The sequence below is a fragment of the Buttiauxella sp. BIGb0552 genome, assembly GCF_004366275.1.
GTDB classification, from domain to species: Bacteria; Pseudomonadota; Gammaproteobacteria; order Enterobacterales; family Enterobacteriaceae; genus Buttiauxella; species Buttiauxella gaviniae.
In genome coordinates, this window is sequence record NZ_SODY01000002.1 from 360,588 (window position 1) to 377,134 (window position 16,547).

General features: G+C 49.8%; 18 protein-coding genes. 7 read left to right on the forward strand and 11 right to left on the reverse strand.

The annotated features are described in order from the left end of the window. Nucleotides 1–48: 48 nt before the first annotated feature. The 7 genes from EDF88_RS06460 to EDF88_RS06490 all read right to left on the reverse strand — a co-directional run bounded on the left by EDF88_RS06460 (nucleotide 49) and on the right by EDF88_RS06490 (nucleotide 5,878). Nucleotides 49–528: a YbjN domain-containing protein gene (locus tag EDF88_RS06460; RefSeq protein WP_064517395.1), complete on the reverse strand. Its 480-nt coding sequence runs from the start codon at nucleotides 526–528 to the stop codon at nucleotides 49–51. Between the two features lie 105 nt (nucleotides 529–633). Continuing rightward, entirely contained in the window at nucleotides 634–1,536 is a 903-nt protein-coding gene (gene rimK, locus EDF88_RS06465) for a 30S ribosomal protein S6--L-glutamate ligase (protein ID WP_064517393.1), read from the reverse strand. A gap of 64 nt (nucleotides 1,537–1,600) precedes the next feature. Beyond that, nucleotides 1,601–2,518, reverse strand: coding sequence for a LysR family transcriptional regulator (locus EDF88_RS06470; protein WP_064517390.1), 918 nt, complete (start codon nucleotides 2,516–2,518; stop codon nucleotides 1,601–1,603). A gap of 68 nt (nucleotides 2,519–2,586) precedes the next feature. Continuing rightward, nucleotides 2,587–3,843 (reverse strand): nucleoside permease, encoded by a 1,257-nt coding sequence (locus tag EDF88_RS06475; RefSeq protein ID WP_064517676.1) that lies wholly within the window; start codon nucleotides 3,841–3,843, stop codon nucleotides 2,587–2,589. 43 nt (nucleotides 3,844–3,886) lie between these two features. Continuing rightward, nucleotides 3,887–4,720, reverse strand: coding sequence for a xanthosine phosphorylase (gene xapA, locus EDF88_RS06480; protein WP_064517387.1), 834 nt, complete (start codon nucleotides 4,718–4,720; stop codon nucleotides 3,887–3,889). Nucleotides 4,721–4,872: 152 nt separating this feature from the next. After that, nucleotides 4,873–5,595, reverse strand: coding sequence for an oxygen-insensitive NADPH nitroreductase (gene nfsA, locus EDF88_RS06485; protein ID WP_134183602.1), 723 nt, complete (start codon nucleotides 5,593–5,595; stop codon nucleotides 4,873–4,875). Further along, on the reverse strand, nucleotides 5,579–5,878 hold the full coding sequence (locus EDF88_RS06490) for a YbjC family protein (RefSeq protein WP_064517381.1): 300 nt from the start codon (nucleotides 5,876–5,878) through the stop codon (nucleotides 5,579–5,581). Before EDF88_RS06490 ends, nfsA begins: the two co-directional genes overlap by 17 nt. 317 nt (nucleotides 5,879–6,195) lie before the next feature. Between EDF88_RS06490 and EDF88_RS06495 the strand changes: the two genes are divergently transcribed. Continuing rightward, complete coding sequence (locus EDF88_RS06495) at nucleotides 6,196–6,468, forward strand: GrxA family glutaredoxin (protein WP_064517377.1); 273 nt, start codon at nucleotides 6,196–6,198, stop codon at nucleotides 6,466–6,468. Between the two features lie 48 nt (nucleotides 6,469–6,516). Here the strand turns inward: EDF88_RS06495 and EDF88_RS06500 are convergent, their stop codons facing one another. Further along, nucleotides 6,517–6,882, reverse strand: a complete 366-nt coding sequence (locus EDF88_RS06500; RefSeq protein ID WP_034456461.1) for an inner membrane protein YbjM — start codon at nucleotides 6,880–6,882, stop codon at nucleotides 6,517–6,519. 303 nt (nucleotides 6,883–7,185) lie between these two features. Between EDF88_RS06500 and EDF88_RS06505 the strand changes: the two genes are divergently transcribed. Both EDF88_RS06505 and EDF88_RS06510 read left to right on the forward strand, forming a co-directional pair. Next, nucleotides 7,186–8,868, forward strand: coding sequence for an aspartate:alanine antiporter (locus tag EDF88_RS06505; RefSeq protein WP_064517374.1), 1,683 nt, complete (start codon nucleotides 7,186–7,188; stop codon nucleotides 8,866–8,868). Between the two features lie 288 nt (nucleotides 8,869–9,156). Beyond that, entirely contained in the window at nucleotides 9,157–9,954 is a 798-nt protein-coding gene (locus EDF88_RS06510; RefSeq protein ID WP_064517371.1) for an SDR family oxidoreductase, read from the forward strand. A gap of 19 nt (nucleotides 9,955–9,973) precedes the next feature. On the opposite strand, the gene EDF88_RS06515 is transcribed toward EDF88_RS06510, so the two are convergent. Then, nucleotides 9,974–10,519, reverse strand: a complete 546-nt coding sequence (locus EDF88_RS06515) for a TetR family transcriptional regulator (protein WP_134184179.1) — start codon at nucleotides 10,517–10,519, stop codon at nucleotides 9,974–9,976. 105 nt (nucleotides 10,520–10,624) lie between these two features. Here EDF88_RS06515 and EDF88_RS06520 point away from each other — a divergent pair, with 105 nt between their 5' ends. After that, the gene (locus tag EDF88_RS06520; protein ID WP_134183604.1) at nucleotides 10,625–11,848 is read left to right on the forward strand and encodes an MFS transporter; all 1,224 of its coding nucleotides are present in this window, start codon (nucleotides 10,625–10,627) and stop codon (nucleotides 11,846–11,848) included. Next, a complete protein-coding gene (locus EDF88_RS06525) occupies nucleotides 11,845–12,660 on the forward strand; it encodes a Cof-type HAD-IIB family hydrolase (protein WP_064517366.1) in 816 nt (271 codons plus the stop codon). Before EDF88_RS06520 ends, EDF88_RS06525 begins: the two co-directional genes overlap by 4 nt. Before the next feature lie 40 nt (nucleotides 12,661–12,700). Here EDF88_RS06525 and EDF88_RS06530 read toward each other — a convergent pair whose 3' ends face one another. Then, nucleotides 12,701–13,819 (reverse strand): SLC13 family permease, encoded by a 1,119-nt coding sequence (locus EDF88_RS06530; RefSeq protein WP_064517364.1) that lies wholly within the window; start codon nucleotides 13,817–13,819, stop codon nucleotides 12,701–12,703. Further along, complete coding sequence (gene mntR / locus EDF88_RS06535; RefSeq protein ID WP_064517362.1) at nucleotides 13,819–14,289, reverse strand: manganese-binding transcriptional regulator MntR; 471 nt, start codon at nucleotides 14,287–14,289, stop codon at nucleotides 13,819–13,821. The genes EDF88_RS06530 and mntR overlap by 1 nt, the downstream gene beginning before the upstream one ends. A gap of 190 nt (nucleotides 14,290–14,479) precedes the next feature. On the opposite strand from mntR, the gene mntS reads away from it, so the two are divergent. Together mntS and EDF88_RS06545 are read left to right on the forward strand one after the other, a co-directional pair. Then, nucleotides 14,480–14,608, forward strand: a complete 129-nt coding sequence (mntS, locus tag EDF88_RS06540) for a manganase accumulation protein MntS (protein ID WP_034456469.1) — start codon at nucleotides 14,480–14,482, stop codon at nucleotides 14,606–14,608. A gap of 319 nt (nucleotides 14,609–14,927) precedes the next feature. Beyond that, nucleotides 14,928–16,514 carry a phosphoethanolamine transferase gene (locus EDF88_RS06545; protein WP_064517360.1) on the forward strand — a complete coding sequence of 529 codons (1,587 nt, stop codon included), beginning with the start codon at nucleotides 14,928–14,930 and terminating at the stop codon, nucleotides 16,512–16,514. Nucleotides 16,515–16,547: the final 33 nt, after the last annotated feature.

Genomic DNA, 16,547 nt, shown 5'->3' on the forward strand with positions numbered 1-16,547 from the left:
CGTGGAACGCAGCGGGTATAGTAGCCGCTGCGGTTAAGAATGAAACAATTAGTGAAGAAAGTGAGTTTGAATAATGGTGCCGTCTTGCTCTTCTTCTTCAGAGATATAGAGCAGCTGGTTTGCGCAGGCTTCCAGAATCACCATCGAGATTTGCTCTTCGCTCTGTTTCACAAAAGCCGCAAACTGTTCGCGGGTAATTCCCACCGACGCCTGCAATGACTGGCAAACCACTAATTTTGGCAGGTTATCATCCTGAATATCTAAAAACGCTTTCACGGTTAGCGAGCTTGCGTTAATTGATGACAGATCGGATGCCAGTGGCAGTAAAGCAGATGGCTTTACTTCAGCCAACGCTGAAAACAAAACGATATCGTCGACCAGATCGATTTTGGCATCATAGACACCATCGAAATTCTGCATATGCGGCAGATGGAGCGCCTGGCAAGTATCGCACTCGAAAATGGTCACACCGATTTCATCAAGCCAGCGGCGTAAGATGTCCAGAGTAGGGACAACGAGTGAATCCATAAATGCCGTAGCCTCTTTAAAGGGAGTGATTAAGTCGCGCCATAGCTTACGCAAAAATGGCGGCTCATACTAATTTTATGCGCCCAATGGCGCATTCGCTCGAATTTAGCCGCCAGTTTTCAGGCAAAATCCTGGCTGTGCTTGCTGCTCAATCCACTTGATCATCAGCGTCGCGATATCCACGCCACTGGTTTTTTCAATGCCTTCAAGACCCGGTGAAGCGTTGACTTCCATCACCAGCGGGCCACGTTCAGCACGTAAAATATCCACCCCTGCGACATCCAGACCCAGGGTCGCCGCCGCATGTAAGGCGATTTCTCGCTCACGTTCCGTAATTGAGACCTGATTCGCTACCCCACCACGGTGCAAATTGGAGCGGAAATCTCCCGGTTTTGCCTGGCGTTCAATTGCGGCAACGACTTTATTACCCACTACCAGGCAACGAATATCCCTGCCTTGCGCTTCTTTTATATATTCTTGCACCAGAATATGGGCATTCAGACCGCGAAACGCGTCTATTACACTTTCCGCCGCCTGGCGCGTTTCGGCTAACACCACACCAATTCCCTGGGTGCCTTCCACCAGTTTCACCACCAGCGGCGCACCGCCTACCATATCAATTAAATCGCTGGTGTCATCTGGAGAGTGAGCAAACCCTGTGACCGGCAGGTCAATCCCCTGACGCGCCATCAACTGCAACGATCGCAACTTGTCACGCGCGCGCGTAATGGCAACTGATTCGTTGAGCGGGTAACTACCTAACATCTCAAACTGGCGCAATACCGCCGTGCCGTAGAAAGTGATCGCGGAGCCGATACGTGGAATTACCGCATCGTAATGGGGAAGCTGGCGACCTTTATAGTGCACTGATGGTGCAGACGGATTGATGTTCATGTAACAAGAAAGGGGATCGATAATTTCGACTGCATGACCACGGCGTGACGCCGCTTCACGTAGGCGTTTACAAGAATAAAGCGTTCCATCCCGGGATAAAATGGCGATTTTCACCCTGCACCTCAGCGTTTCCAGTCCAATAATGACAGCGCAACTATCATATCACTGCCATCTGGTTTCAACGAACGGGCAATGTGTCTGGCGACTGCTTTAACACGTCGATTAAATGACGCGTTGTAGATGCCAGATGATGCGGATCGTACACCACATAAAGATCTGCCGGGATCGCTTTTGTCAGCGGACGGAAGGTGACGCCCGGCCAACTCATCTGCGCGTAACTATCGGCCATAATAGTCAGCCCTATGCCGATGCTGACCAGCGCCAGTACGGTCTGCGGCTCAACAGCTTCTCTGACAATACGAGGCGAAAAACCCGCTTCGCGACAGACACCTTGCAAAAAAGTCCAGTCAGAATGCACCGCAGTCATAGTGACAAATGGCTCATGACGCAGTGACTCAATATCAATGGCGGATTGTTTCGTCAGCGGATGTTTTTCTGGCAAAGCAACGAGGAACGTAGCGTCATGTAGTTTTTCACTTCGTAGACCCGGGGGAGGATTGGTTTCCATACGCCAGATACCGGCATCAATTTCGTGACGCTCAATCAAGGAGATTTGATCTCCCGGCGACTTCTCGCGAAATAGAATATCAATGGCCGGAAAATCGGCGATAAACTGTTGTAACCCAAGACGTAATCCACCCCAAATCGCCGTACCAACAATTCCCAGATGAATGCGCCCGCCTTCACCACGCCCAATTTGTTCTACCCGGGCCAATGCAAGGTTTGCGCTGTCGAGCAATCGACGGGTCTCTTCAAGCAAGATTTCTCCCGCATGTGTCAACGCAACACTCCGTGAATGACGAATAAACAAAACGGTACCGAGTTGAGACTCAAGCTCTTTGATATGAAAACTCAGTGGTGGCTGGGACATGTTTAGCCGCAAGGCCGCTTTGCCAAAGTGCAACTCTTCCGCCACTGCCTGGAAATAGCGCAGAAGTTTTAAGTCGGTACGGTAAGTTCGCTGTGAAATAGTCATGGGGCTCCCTATGTTCTGGCAGCCCCATACGTTATCACTCCTGCTGCTCGATGTAATCCGGCCGACTGTTAATGTGCGACCGGTGCCGAAGCCTTAAGCGTTGGGTTATGGCGATACTGGAAACTAAAGTGGAAGATAACCGCCAGTACTAACGCATATCCGGCAAACACCAACCAGATTGTGGTCCAGTCTTTGACTCCATCAACGCTGAAGTAGTCGACGACATATCCGCTGAGAATCGCACCGAGATAGGCGCCAATTCCGTTGACCATTGTCATAAACAGCCCCTGAGCACTAGCACGTATGCGCGAATCCACTTCTTGTTCTACAAACACAGAACCGGAGATATTGAAGAAATCGAAGGCACAGCCGTACACCACCATCGAAAGCAGCAGTAATACAAAACCAAACGCCGATGGGTCACCCCAGGCAAAGAGTGCAAAACGCAGCACCCAGGCCACCATACTCATCAACATCACCTGCTTGATACCAAAACGGCGCAGGAAGAACGGAATGGTCAGGATAAATGCCACTTCCGACATCTGAGAAACAGACAACAGAATCGACGGATATTGCACCACGAAACTATTGGCAAACTCAGGGTTGCGGGCGAAATCATGCAGGAACGGATTGCCGAAAGTGTTCGTTATCTGTAGTACTGCACCTAACAACATGGCGAATAAGAAGAAAACAGCCATGCGCGGGTTCTTGAACAATACAAAAGCATCAAGCCCCAGACGGCTTACCCAAGTACGAGAGATCCCACCTTTCACCACTGGAATAGTTGGCAAAGTTAGTGAGTAGAGAGCCAGCGCTAATGACGCCCCAGCTGCGATATAAAGCTGAATATTGCTAAGTTCAAAGCGCATCAGACTCACGGTCCACATTGCCGCAATAAACCCAATAGTGCCAAAGACGCGGATCGGTGGGAAATGGCTGACAGTATCCAGCCCTGCTTTTTCGAGGCTGGCATAAGAAATAGTATTCGACAGTGCAATTGTTGGCATAAACGCCATGGCGTTGCCCAACATAACCCAGAACATCAACCCCGGCTGATTAATGCTGGCCGCCCAGGCAAGCATTAGCGCACACACCAGGTGGCATAGAGCATAGACACGATTCGCGGGCAGCCATTTGTCGGCAATAATACCGACAATACCTGGCATTAATAGCGCAGCAATACCCTTGGTGCTATACACCATGCCCACATCAGCCCCTCGGAATCCGAGGGTATTAATCATGTACGAACCCAGCGTGACCAGCCAGGCTCCCCAAATGAAGTACTGCAAAAACAACATGATTTTCAAGCGATGTTTAATCGCCATAGAGTTAATAGCCATGTGTTTTACCCGGTGTGTTGGAAGTGCCTCAGGCGAGTTTGCCTAGGAAACCGCAAATCAGATTGATAAAGTTCTGGCGTGATAGTGCCGCCGCCGCCAGTGTTTGCGCGTGGGAGAGCTGCACACTGCCAAGGCCTTCAGCGAGGTTAGTAATTGCCGAAACCGCAACAACTTTCAGGCCGCAATGGCGCGCGCTGATAACCTCAGGCACCACAGACATACCGACCACATCGCCTCCGATGATTTGCATCATGCGAATTTCTGCTGCTGTTTCAAAGTTCGGGCCAGGGTAAGAAACAAACACACCCTCAGTCAACGGGAAGCCCTGCTCTTTTGCCACGCTTTGCAAAACACCACGGTAGTCCGCGTCATAAGCATTCGCCAGCGAGAAGAAGCGCTCACCAAAGCGGTCATCGTTCGGACCAACCATCGGTGTGCCAGGCATGGTGTTGATATGGTCGTTCAGCGCCACCAGTTGACCAGGGCCAACTTCAGGGCGTAATGAACCGGCGGCGTTAGTGGAGAACAGAATTTCACAACCGAGCAGTTTGAATGTACGAATCGCGTTGGTCATCACCGACATACCGCGCCCTTCGTAGAAGTGACCGCGCCCCTTCATGCAAGCGACAGGAACACCCGCCAGCGTACCGACAACCAGCTCACCCGCATGGCCATGCACGGTGCTAACCGGGAAACCAGGCAACTCATCGTATGGGAACACAACCGCCTGTTCGATTTTCTCAGCCAGCTCGCCAAGGCCAGAACCCAGAATGAAAGCCACGCGTGGCACAAGCCCGTTAATACGAGAACGAATAATATCTGCGGCGTAATACGGGGAGTTATCAAGTGTTGTCATCGGCATCGGGAGTTCCTTATCAGAAGGTCGAAGTAACAGAGTAAAAATTCTGAAACTGTTATACCGACTGATAAGTACCCTCAACCAATACCGTTTAGGCGGCTGATTGATAGTGAAAATGTATTGATTAGCGGTGGCAGGTGCCACCGCTTAATGATCTAGCGCGTTGCCCAACCCTGCTTATGCAGATAATCGAGAATGAAAGGACGGTTTTCTTTAATGATGGTGCGACGAATATGGTCACTCCACGTGTCGCGGCGCGTGTTACTGCCACGTGAGAGATAATACTGCGCCATCTCTTCGTCGTACTGAGCCAGAACGTTTTCATCCACTGGTTGATAGCTGTTCTCATGCATTAGCATCGCGGCTGGCATACGCGGTTTGATACCGTGATCTTCATCAGGCCAGCCAAGACACAGGCCGAATAGCGGCAGCACGTGCTTTGGCAAAGCCAGTAATTCCGTTACGGCTTCAATGCCGTTACGAATACCACCAATGTAAACGCCACCTAAACCCAGCGACTCAGCTGCAGTAAACGCGTTTTGTGCAAGCATTGCTGTATCAACAACGCCAAGCAGCAACTGCTCTGCAAGGCCGAGCTGCGCTTCGGGGCAAATTTGCAAATGGCGGTTAAAGTCGGCGCAAAATACCCAAAACTCTGCCGCTTGTGCCACATGCTGTTGGCCACCGGTCAGCGGAACAAGTTGCTCACGCAGCGACTTATCCGTGATGCGAATAATCGACGTGCACTGTAAAAAACTGGAACTCGAGGCCGCCTGGGCACTGGCAACAATCGCTGCACGCTGCTCGTCTGTAATCGGCTCGTCGGTGAAGCGACGAATGGAACGGTGTGAACGCAGCAGATCAATGGTCGGCGTCATCGCGTTTATCCTTTGGCTTGTTTGAATGAGATTTATCGAGTGGGGCCTGGCGTTTGGTCAGCAGCGGCGCAACGTTTTGAGCCATCGCCCAAACCATAAATGCTGCCGCCGGGAGCATCAGCGCAATGCCTAAAAATACCATGATGATAGCCGCCGTGGCATTCCCAAAGGGTGCGGGTAAAGTCACGTAGCTGTTCAGGGAAAGATATGACAGCAGTAAAAAAGCGATACCGATAACTTCGAGGATTAACACAGGTTTCGGTAACGCACCGAGTGAACGCATCCACTTGTCTCCAAAGCAATTATCGATTCATTATACACCCGACATATTTCAGGCTGCATCTTTGTAATCTACATTTTATACCCTAAATAATTCACGATGCGGGCAGGCGGCAACGCAGGGAATCCACGGGAGCTTACTCAAGTAAGTGACCGTGGTGAGCGAGGACAGCCAACGCACCAGCAGCTTGAAGTATGACGGGTATATAGGCGAGGAATATCAGACTAACAGGTAAGACCTTCTTTCCATTCGCAACAGTTAGCGGCATTATAGTTGCCATTCGCCGGTACGTATCGGCCACAAAAAATAAAGGAGATTCCATGTTTGCAGTAATCTTTGGTCGCCCTGGCTGCCCATATTGTGTTCGTGCTAAAGAGTTGGCTGAGAAATTGACCGCTGAGCGTGACGACTTCAACTTCCGTTATGTTGATATCCATGCTGAGGGCATCAGCAAAGCCGACCTGGAAAAAACTGTTGGTAAACCTGTTGAAACCGTACCGCAGATTTTCCTCGACCAGAAACACATTGGCGGTTGCACTGATTTTGAAGCGTATGCTAAAGAACACCTAAGCTTGTTCCAGAACGCGCAATAAGCTGAAAAAATTTAGATATAAAAAAACCGGCTCAATGAGCCGGTTTTTTTATCGCCGCTGACGGCGGAGCACACTACGTACAAATAAGTAGCACAATGCTCCAAGAGCACACCAAAACACAGCACTAAACATCCAGGCCATTTCTTGCCAGAACGTTCGCGTTGGCGACAACCAAAAATGAATGATTAACAGACAAAATGGTGAAGCCAGCACTGCGCCCATCAGCGGTTTGATCACTCGCCCATGGCGTGAAAACACGCTAGCAATGACACCCGGCAGGATAAAAAATAACAATCCCCACTCGGAATGTCTGTCACCCGGGTAGCTGCTGGCAGCACTTAGTTTCTGCGAGAGAAATACGCCAACAAACAACACGAAGCAGCAAATGACTCCAAACCAACGTTGTCCACGCATGAACACACATCCCCCTGACGATCGCTTGTATCGAACTTAAATTTTCAGCTCCGCACGCCGAACCTTGCCCCAGTCAGATAAAGTCTCAGCCATCCCTGCTAAAAAAATAGATAGTGTAATTAGCACAATATTCTTACTAGCCGTAAAACTTCATAAAGATTAAACTAACGGCTATTATCAGGTCTGCGCACTGGATATTTTAATGCACTAGAAATACATTAAATTGCGTCGTAATTAGTAGAAACCCTAACGCAAAAAACCATTTCTTTCAACAAGTTACTAGTAAACAAGAAGTTATCCTTCGTGAATATAAACGTCGCAGATTTGTTAAGCGGGAATTACATCCTGTTATTATTTGTTGTTCTGACCTTAGGTTTATGCCTGGGTAAATTACGCCTTGGTCCAGTCCAACTGGGTAATTCCATTGGTGTTTTAGTAGTCTCTTTATTACTCGGCCAACAACATTTTTCCATTAACACAGACGCCCTAAATCTGGGTTTTATGCTGTTCATTTTTTGTGTCGGAGTGGAAGCTGGGCCAAACTTTTTTTCAATTTTCTTCCGCGATGGCAAAAATTACTTGATGCTGGCACTGGTGATGGTGGGAACCGCCATGTTGCTTGCCTTAGGGTTGGGGAAACTCTTTGGCTGGGATATTGGCCTCACGGCGGGGATGCTCGCAGGCTCAATGACCTCAACGCCAGTGTTGGTCGGTGCAGGTGATACCTTGCGCCATTCCGGTGCTGCCGGAGCCCAGTTAGCCACATCGCTCGACAACTTGAGCCTCGGCTACGCACTGACCTATCTTATCGGCCTGGTGAGTCTGATTGTTGGCGCACGCTACCTGCCAAAACTCCAGCACCAGGATTTGCAGACCAGCGCGCAGCAAATTGCTCGCGAACGTGGCCTGGACACCGATGCCGCACGTAAAGTTTACCTTCCTGTTATTCGCGCCTATCGCGTAGGTTCTGAGTTGGTTGCATGGGCTGATGGTAAAAACCTGCGTGAGCTGGGAATTTATCGCCAGACCGGTTGCTACATCGAACGTATCCGCCGTAACGGCATCCTTGCAAACCCGGATGGTGACGCCGTGCTGCAAAAGGGTGATGAAATCGCACTGGTAGGTTACCCGGATGCGCATTCACGCCTCGATCCAAGTTTCCGTAATGGTAAAGAGGTTTTCGACCGCGACCTGCTGGATATGCGCATCGTTACTGAAGAGATTGTGGTGAAGAACCACAATGCTGTCGGCCGCCGTCTTGGGCAATTAAAGCTGACCGACCACGGCTGCTTCCTAAACCGTGTTATCCGCAGCCAGATTGAAATGCCAATAGACGATAATATCGTGCTGAACAAAGGTGATGTTTTACAGGTCAGCGGTGATGCCCGTCGCGTGAAAACCGTTGCTGAACGTATTGGCTTTATCTCGATTCACAGCCAGATAACTGACCTGCTCGCCTTCTGTGCCTTCTTCATTATTGGCCTGATGATTGGCATGATCACCTTCCAGTTCAGCTCGTTCAGTTTTGGCGTCGGCAACGCCGCAGGCTTGCTATTCGCAGGTATCATGCTTGGCTTCCTGCGAGCCAACCACCCGACATTCGGCTATATCCCGCAAGGTGCGCTGAATATGGTGAAAGAGTTTGGCCTGATGGTGTTTATGGCCGGCGTCGGCCTAAGCGCCGGTAGCGGCATTGGCAACGGCCTGGGTGCCGTTGGCGGGCAAATGTTGATTGCTGGACTTATCGTAAGCCTGGTGCCCGTTGTTATCTGCTTCCTGTTCGGTGCATATGTTTTACGTATGAACCGCGCATTGCTATTTGGGGCAATGATGGGTGCACGTACCTGCGCACCAGCGATGGAAATCATCAGCGACACTGCGCGCAGCAACATTCCAGCACTTGGGTACGCCGGGACTTACGCTATCGCTAACGTGTTGTTAACGCTGGCGGGGACGCTTATCGTAATCATATGGCCCGGTTTGTGATCGGTGCCGCAGACAAAGAAAAAAGATTTTTTTATGACAGTGCGAACTTTTTGCCTGGGGCAAAGTCTTAATTAGTGCCACTGCTTTTCTTTGATGTCCCCAATTTGTGGAGCCCATCAACCCCGCCTCTTTGGTTCAAGGTTGATGGGTTTTTTATTGCCTGAAATTTGAGTTCTCTTTCAAATCAATTTCTTACCATCCTCTGTTCCATTCACGCTTTAATCACCACCAAATTTAAATCCATCGTTCATAATTTGAAGATTGAGAGTTGATGAGCGAGGATTCGTGATGCTACTTAAAAACAAAATCGTGGTGATCTTCGGTGGTAGTGGTGCCATCGGCAGAGCGGTTGCGCATGTGATAGCGCGCGAGGGGGCGCATGTATATTTGGGCGCACGCAGCCAGGAAAGGTTGCACCAGATTGCTGATGATATCCGCGCAGCGGGAGGTAGCGCCGAAACATTCAATATCGACGTGCTCGATGAACAATCAACTATCGAGCGAATTGCACAACTGGCCCAGCAGACCGGTGGCTTTGATGTGGTGATAAACACAACCGGTTTTGTGCATGACCAGGGAAAGAGTGTTATTGAATTATCCCTGGCGCAATTTAGACAAGGGTTTGACCCGTTCCTCACAGCTCAATTCAACATTTCAAAAGCAGTTGCTCCGCATATGGGTGGCGAACGAGCGGGAAGTATCCTGACGGTTGTCCCTCCCGCAGGCGTAATGGTGATTGCGGGTCACTCTGGCCATATTGTCGGCTGCGCGGGTATTGAAGCGTTTGTCAAAGCTCTTGCCTGCGAACTTGCTCCCAAAAATATTCGAGTTCTCTGCGTGCGTTCGCATGCGCTTGTCGGCGCGGTTGAGGCAGGTTCCTACACCAACGAAGTGTTCGCTTCTAAGGCGCAAGCAATGGGGTTAACCGTGGAGCAGTGGGTGGGAGGTGCGGCGCAAAGCACCATGTTGAAACGCCTGCCAACGCTTTCACAAGTAGCGGAACTTATGGCTTTTCTGGCGTCAGATCATGCAGGTGCAATGACAGCAACGGTGATCAACATGACGGCGGGCACAACAACGACATAACGGGTTTGAAATTCAAACTCTAGCCTACAATTTTCGCCAGCATTCTTCTGAGGTCTTCACGACTCAGCGGATTCCTGTCGGTCACATAATGTAGCGTCATACCTTCGATAAAAGCATCCAACGCGCGCGCGGTAATCGGGTCAAAGAAGGCTTCCAGCACTTGTTGGCTGCGGCACATCCAGTCCTGCATGATGATTTTTAGCGCCGGGTTGCGGTTGGCGTAAGCGTAAAGCTGATACATCACCTGCATGTTGTACGAAGTGGCAATTTTCTCCCCGCAAATCATATCGACTATCGCCTCGCAGGCTTCATCACGATTGCGGGCTTGTTCCATGCGGTGACGGTAATCGTCCGACATCTGATATGCAAACTGCGTAAACGCTTCACTTAGTAGCGATTCGATGCCGTCAAAATAATAGGTCATTGACCCTAAAGAAACGCCCGCTGCTTCGGCAATTTTACGGTGCGTGATATGGCTAATACCGTGTTCTACCAGCATATCCAGCGTGGCTTCCACAATGCGGGCTCGCCGGTCTGGATCGTTGCGCCTTGGGGCTTTGCTCATCATTTTCGCTCGGTAATAACTAACTAAAAGAGTTTACCAGGCAATATGTACAAATGTACACAAACTTGCTAGTGTAATTTGTATTCACCGCCAACCGGTATTTCTATGTCCGCCGCCATTAGCCATCGCAAAGCCACTCAACTTCGCACCTGGGCGCTGTTCGCCTTCTTCTTTCTGCCCGGTCTGGTTATGGCCTCCTGGGCCACACGAACTCCAGCCATTCGCGACACGTTAAGTGTTTCGACTGCGGGTATGGGGATTGTGCTGTTTGGCCTATCGGTGGGCTCGATGAGCGGAATTTTATGCTCCGGCTGGCTGGTTAAGCGTTTTGGGACTCGCAATATCATCCGCAGTGGTATGACATTAATGGTAACCGGCATGCTGGTTATGGGCATTGCGCTATACCTTTCCTCACCGGTGCTATTTGCTCTGGGCTTAGCCATTTTGGGAGCCGGACTTGGTTCAGCGGAAGTGGCGATGAACGTCGAAGGTGCCATTGTTGAAGGGTTGCTGAAAAAGACCGTGTTACCGATGATGCATGGTTTCTATAGCCTCGGCACTCTTGTAGGCGCGGGTATCGGCATGAGTTTAACTGCCCTCAATTTCAGCGCCTATGGGCACTTATTGGTCATTGGCCTGCTCGTCATTACGCCAATTGTTATTGCCATTACCGCCATTCCGCATGGAGTAGGTAAGAGCAACACAGCCTTAGATGCAGAAAACCCGCACGAGCCCCACCCGCCCTTTTATAAAGATCTCCAACTGATATTAATCGGCACCATTGTGCTGGCGATGGCGTTTGCCGAAGGCTCAGCGAATGACTGGCTGCCGCTTTTGATGGTGGATGGCCATGGCTTTAACCCAACATCTGGCTCGATGATTTATGTCGGCTTTACTCTGGGCATGACAGTCGGGCGTTTTACAGGCGGCTGGTTTATTGACCGTTATAGCCGCGTGACGGTAGTGCGGGCCTGCGCGTTGATGGGCATTTTGGGTATTGGTCTAATCATCTTTGTCGATAACGCCTTTGTGGCGGGTATTTCTGTCATTTTATGGGGATTGGGCACCTCGCTCGGTTTCCCATTAACCATTTCGGCCGCAGGCGATACCGGCCCAGATCCGGCGACTCGCGTAAGCGTGGTTGCTGCATCGGGTTATATTGCATTCCTGGTGGGGCCACCGCTGCTTGGCTTCCTCGGTGAGCATTACGGCCTGCGCCTTGCCATGTTAGTCGTATTAAGTTTGATGGTCGTCGCAGCCCTGGTCGCGAAAGCGGTCGCAAAACCTACAGACCTTGTTACTAACTCGCTTGAAGGGAGAGTTCGATGAGTGTGAAATTAATTGCCGTCGACATGGATGGTACGTTCCTGAACGATAACAAAGAGTACAACCGCGCACGCTTTGCTGAACTTTATGCACAGATGAAAGAGCAAGGGATTCGTTTTGTGGTCGCTAGTGGCAACCAGTATTTCCAGTTGATTTCATTTTTCCCGGAGATTGCCCACGAGATCTCGTTCGTTGCCGATAATGGCGGCTGGGTAGTGAGTGAAGAAAAAGACACCTTCAATGGCGAGCTAACAAAGCAACAATTCAATACGGTTATTGACCACCTGCTGACACTGCCGCATGTGGATATCATCGCCTGTGGCAAACGTAACGGCTATACCCTGAAAAGCTATGACGATGCCTTTATCACCATGGCGCGTAGCTACTATCACCGCCTGGAGCTGGTAGAAAACTTCGCGAATCTTGACGATGTGTTCTTTAAGTTCGCGCTGAATCTGCCTGATAGCCTATTAGATGACACCATGAACTCCCTGTCTGAAATTCTTGATGGTGTGATGGTCCCAGTCACCAGCGGTCACGGCTCGATTGATCTGATTATTCCAGGTATTCATAAAGCCAATGGCTTGCGGATATTGCAGGAAAAATGGGGTATTGATGACAGCGAAGTCGTGACCTTTGGCGACGGCGGCAACGATATAGAAATGCTGCGCCAGGCCAAATATGGTTTTGCGATGGCAAATGCCCCTGAAAAAATCAAACAAATTGCCTCTTTTCAGGCTGGGCATTGCAACCAGCAAGGTGTGCTGGATGTGATTGAAAAAGTGTTGAAGAAAGAAGCGCCGTTTAACGCGTAATACGAAGCGAGGGGCGGTAAAGCCCCTCTCCTCTGCCGCCCTACAGTTGTTTTAGTAGCACCAGCAGACCGTAACCTACCGCAGCCGCCCACAACAGCATCGGCAATGAATAGTAGTGAAAGCGTATCCAGATGCGGCGATCGTTAGCCATGCGCAGAGCTATCAGATTTGCCAGCGAGCCCGGTAGTAGGCCAAAACCGCCGATGTTTACCGCAAAAGCGAGTAACACCGAGGCCGGAACGTAATTGAGCAGTAAAATGGTCGATGGAACATTGCTAATAAATTGCGATAAACCTATGCCCAGAGCAAACAACCCGCCGCTTGAAAGCTGATTAATCCCCGCCAGCGCATGCTGTAACACCGGCAACTGCGTTATCAGGTAAACGTCGATAAACATCACCATAAACACCAGCAGCAAACTCCAGTCGATACTCAGTAACACCCGGCGCGCCAGTAGCAAAAAGCCTACAGCCACCACAGCCAGTCCCCAGATCTCCTGCTTTAACTCCAGTGAAACAATAAATACAACGTAAAGTACCAAGCAGCTCAGCACTAATCGCGGCTGCCAGTCATGGCGTTTATCGTGAGTCTGATAGATAAGCTTTTTAGTGGGGAAGCAGAACCAGCACAACACAAGCAAACTGGCCATTATCGCCAGCGCCAGCGGGGCCATTTGCCAGGTGAATTCGCCAAACGATAAACCCGACCGCCCCCACAACAAAATATTCTGCGGATTGCCAATCGGTGTGAGCAGCGACCCGGCATTCACCGCCAGGGCTTCAAATATGATGAGCCGACTGGTCGGTATCGCACATAGTTTCTTCAACGTAATGGTCAACGGAACAATAATAAACAGAGCGACATCGTTAGTCAGAAATGTAGAAAGCAGAGCCGCTGCGCTGACCAAAAACATCGCCAGGGTTCGTTCGTTATCAAAACGCTTCACCATGCGGCGGCCCAGCACATCGAAATAACCGCTTAGCTCCACGCCTTTGGTCAACATCATTAAACCTGCGAGCGTAATGATGGTGTGCCAGTCGATAGCATGGACCCAACTCTTCGGCTGAAATGGCGCAACAAAACTCAGCGCCACACCGACAAGCAGCAATAGATGAAGAAAGCGGTCGCGCGCAAAGGGACGAACCAGGTTGAGCAACATTACTGCGTGAACCCTCGCTTCTCACTAAACAGGCGAAATGCTTCCAGCGTCTCTTCACTAACGTGGTGCTCAACACCTTCGGCGTCAATTCTTGCAGTTTCTGCACTAATACCCAGCGCGAGGAAAAAGTTTTCGACGATCTGATGACGTTCACGACTCATTTGCGCCAGTTTCTCCCCTTCCGGAGTCAGAAACACACCGCGCCATGGAATTTGTTCAATAAGCCCAACCGAGGCGAGTCTTTTTAACATTTTTGCAACCGTAGGTTGGGAGACTCCCAGACGTGCGGCCATATCAACCTGGCGCACCTCTCCAACCTCGCGAATTAAATCAGAAATCAGCTCAACATAATCATCAATTAATTCACGGCGATGCGCTTCCCGCACCTGCCTAAAGCCTTCGACATGCTCTTCAACATTTACCAACGGCATCACTTTCTGTTTATTTTTTTGGCCCGTAGTACGGCTCATGATGCTTCCTCTAACAGTGGCACGGCATCGTCCAATGACGACATTTGGCCCCATTGTAAACCAGCAGCTCGGAAGCACAAAAATTTAACGAATTAGCAATAGCTATACAATATAGCCTATGCTATATCTGTATGTAATGCAGTCAGCCTTTAAAGGATCTAAGGGCAGCAGATGTTAAGAGGAGGAAAAAATGAACGAATTTAAGAGGTGTATGAGCGTGTTTACACATTCCCCGTTTCAAGTGCGGCTAATGCTGCTCAATATGTTGTGTGATTGGGTTTCCGGGAAACCACAGCAGGGCGAAAAACCGAAGTCGTAGGCAGTCGCCCTGCCTTCTTCTCCTTCAGTCTCTCTGAATGGTTTCTTTCGCCTGTTTGTCATTTTTCATTTAAATAGATTCAGTGAGTATCCCGCGTTTTCGGGCTTTAACCCTATCATTTGTCGGATTTGTTACCGGCTTCGCAAAACACATTTCGCTTATCAGTTGATCTTCTTATCGTACCGCTCTATCTTCTTGCAGCCCTGAACATGAAGCGGCCCGCAGATGCGGTCCAGTTTCCTTTCTTTTCCGTCTGTCAGGCAGGTTCTTACCCTCGTCGCCAGGGTTTTCGCATGGCGTTTAGTAGATCTCGATAAACATGAATTTAACGGTTAAAGATACCCTGACGACCCGCGCAATTGCGCTCAATCCGTGGACTGGCTTTTATTTCCTGCAGTCATTACTGATTAACTTCGCACTCGGTTATGAATTTAGCATTCTCTACGCAGTCGCATTTAGTTGCGTATTAATGCTGTTGTGGCGCAGCGCGCCCAAATTACAAAAAGGTTTGCTGGCGATTTGCAGCCTGATTGCTGCAATGTATTTCCCTTTTGGTCAGGCCTACGGCTCGCCGAACTTTAATACCCTGCTTGCCCTGCATTCGACCAACTTCGAAGAATCCACGGAATTGATGACTATTTTCCCGTGGTACAGCTATTTGGTGTCGGTGTTTATTCTGGTGCTCGGTGTTATCGCCGTACGGCGCAAAGTCACACCGAAAAAAAGATCATGGTGCCATTTCGACAGTTTATGTCTGGTGGTGAGCGTGGTCTGCTTCTTTGTCGCACCAGTACAAAACCTGGCTTACGGTGGCGTGTTCAAAATCAAAGACTCTGGTTATCCAGTATTCCGCTTTGTTAAAGATGTAGTGGTTAACAACCAGGAAGTCATTGACGAACAAACTCGTATGCAGGCCTTCTCACAAATGAAGGACACCTGGAATGTGCTGGCGGTTAAACCAAAGTACCAAATTTATGTAGTGGTGATTGGTGAAAGCGCGCGTCGCGATGCGTTAGGTGCATTCGGCGGTCACTGGGATAACACCCCGTTCGCAAGCAAGGTGAATGGCAATATCTTCATGGATTATGTATCGGCCAGTGGTTCCACACAGAAATCGCTGGGCATGACGCTTAACCGCGTCATTGATGGCAAACCGCAATATCAGGACAACATTATTACGCTGGCAAACCGTGCTGGTTTCCAGACCTGGTGGTTCTCAAACCAGGGGCAAATTGGTGAATACGACACTGCCATCGCCAGCATCGCCAAGCGTGCTGATGAAGTACAGTTCCTGAAAAGTGGGGATTTTGAAGCGGATAAAAACACCCGTGACGAAGCGCTGCTTAAGATGACGGCACAAGTATTTGCCACCCCGCGCACCACTCCACAGCTGATTGTGTTGCATTTGATGGGTTCACACCCACAGGCTTGCGACCGTACTCAGGGTAAATATAAAGATTTCGTTCAGTCGAAAGAGACCTCTTGTTATATCTACAGCATGACGCAAACCGACGACCTGCTAAAACAACTCTATCAGCAGCTGCAAAATAGCGGTGAAAGTTTCTCGATGGCTTACTTCTCCGATCACGGTCTTGCCATCAAAGAACGCGGCACCAAGGTGCAATATCTGGCGCATGATGATGAGTTCCAGCAAAACTTCCAGGTGCCGTTTATGGTGCTATCAAGTGATGATAAAGAACATCGCCAGATAAAAGCACGGCGTTCAGCGAACGATTTCCTGAATTTCTTCTCAGCCTGGACGGGGATTAAAACCAAAGAGTTAACGCCAAAGTACAAGTTCATTTCTGAGCAGAACGCGGGGCCTGTCTACATCACCAACTTTAAGCTTAAGAAGGTGGACTATACTCATTTGCAGACGGATGTGTTTGAAACTAAAACGCGCTAACTCAAATTGCAGAGATAAAAAAATCCGCCACTA